The following is a 1,798-nucleotide window of genomic DNA, read 5'->3' on the forward strand; positions in this document are numbered from 1 at the left end:
TCAAGCTGCGCGGCGATTACCTGGCCATCGTGACCCTCGGTTTCGGCGAAATCGTGCGCATTTTCATGAACAACCTGAATGCGCCGGTCAATATCACCAACGGCCCGCAGGGGATCACGCTGATCGACCCGGTTGCCTTCGGTAGCTTCAGGTTTTCGGGTACGACGGAGGTGTTCGGCTACACGCTGACCGGCCCGATGAAGTATTACTACCTGCTGGTGGCGCTGGCGATTGTCGTCATCGTCATCAACCTGCGCCTGCAGCATTCGCGCATCGGCCGGGCCTGGCAGGCCATCCGCGAGGACGAGGTTGCCGCCAAGGCGGTCGGCATCAACACCCGTAACATCAAGCTGCTCGCTTTCGCGATGGGGGCGAGCTTTGGCGGCATCGCCGGCGGTGTGTTCGCCGCCATGCAGGGCTTCGTGTCGCCGGAGAGCTTCTCGCTGATGGAGTCGATCATGATCCTGGCGATGGTCGTGCTGGGGGGCATGGGGCATATCCCGGGGGTCATCCTCGGCGCCGTGCTGCTCAGCATCCTGCCGGAAGCCCTGCGCTACGGCGTCGGGCCGGCCCAGATGGCCCTTTTCGGCAAGCAGCTGGTCGATCCGGAGAGCCTGCGCATGTTGGTCTTTGGGCTGGCGCTGGTGCTGGTCATGCGCTTCAAGCCGGCCGGCCTGTGGCCGTCGCCCGAGCGCAAGCGGGAACTGGGCGAGAAACGCATGGAGGTCGCCAAATGAGCGGGACTGCGCCGCTTCCCCTGCTTGAGGCGCAGGCGGTCGCCAAGCACTTTGGCGGCGTCAAGGCCTTGCGCGATGTGTCGCTGACCATCCGGCGCGGCGAAATCTACGGCCTGATCGGACCGAACGGTGCCGGCAAGACGACCTTCTTCAACTGCATGACGGGGCTGTACGTGCCGGATGGCGGCGGCTTTCTCTTCGACGGCACGCCGCTGCTCGCCGATGCGCCGCACCAGGCGGCCGCGCGCGGCATCGCCCGCACCTTCCAGAACATCCGCCTGTTCGGCAACATGACAGCGCTGGAGAACGTCATGGTTGGCCGTCATGTGCGGACCCGGGCCGGCGTGCTGGGGGCCATGCTCAACACGGCGGCGACCCGGGCCGAAGAGGCAGCCATCCGCCAGCGCGCGATGGATCTGTTGCATTACGTCCGCATCGAGGATCGGGCTGACGACCTGGCCAAAAACCTTTCCTACGGTGATCAGCGCCGGCTGGAGATCGCCCGCGCCCTGGCCACCGAGCCCGCGCTGCTCTGCCTGGACGAGCCGGCGGCCGGCATGAACGCGACCGAAACGGCGGAGTTGCGCGAACTGATCGAGGGTATCCGGGACGACGGAACCACGATCCTGCTCATCGAGCACGACGTCAAGCTGGTCATGGGCTTGTGCGACCGGGTGGCCGTCCTCGATTATGGCGCCCTGCTCATCGAGGACGTACCTGCCGTGGTGCAGAAAGATCAACGCGTCATTGAGGCTTACCTAGGTGCTTGAAGTAACCGGACTCCACGTCGCCTATGGCGGCATTCAGGCGGTGCGCAGCATCACCTTCCACGTCAACAAGGGCGAGACGGTGGCGCTGATCGGTGCCAACGGCGCCGGCAAGACCAGCACGCTGAAGGCCATCGCCCGCGTGCTCGATGCCGTCGGCGGCGATGTGCATTTTTGCGGCGAGAAGATCAGCCGGATCGCGCCCCATCACGTCATCCGGCAGGGTATTGCGCTGGTGCCGGAAGGGCGGGGCGTCTTTCCCCGCCTGACCGTCCGGGAAAATCTGCGCATGGG

General features: G+C 65.4%; 3 protein-coding genes. All 3 read left to right on the forward strand.

Going from position 1 to position 1,798, the window contains the following annotated elements; genetic code table 11:
- Positions 1-737 (forward strand): branched-chain amino acid ABC transporter permease (locus tag A6M56_RS11510; protein WP_286758132.1); only part of this gene is annotated, 737 nt, incomplete at its 5' end.
- A complete protein-coding gene (locus tag A6M56_RS11515) occupies positions 734-1,507 on the forward strand; it encodes an ABC transporter ATP-binding protein (RefSeq protein ID WP_286758133.1) in 774 nt (257 codons plus the stop codon). The genes A6M56_RS11510 and A6M56_RS11515, both read left to right, overlap by 4 nt.
- A gap of 40 nt (positions 1,508-1,547) precedes the next feature.
- Positions 1,548-1,798, forward strand: a 251-nt coding sequence (locus A6M56_RS11520) for an ATP-binding cassette domain-containing protein (protein WP_286758134.1), incomplete at its 3' end; no start/stop codon positions are given.

Origin of the sequence: Ralstonia sp. RL, assembly GCF_001683835.1 — a bacterium.
Taxonomy (GTDB): domain Bacteria; phylum Pseudomonadota; class Gammaproteobacteria; order Burkholderiales; family Burkholderiaceae; genus Ralstonia; species Ralstonia mannitolilytica.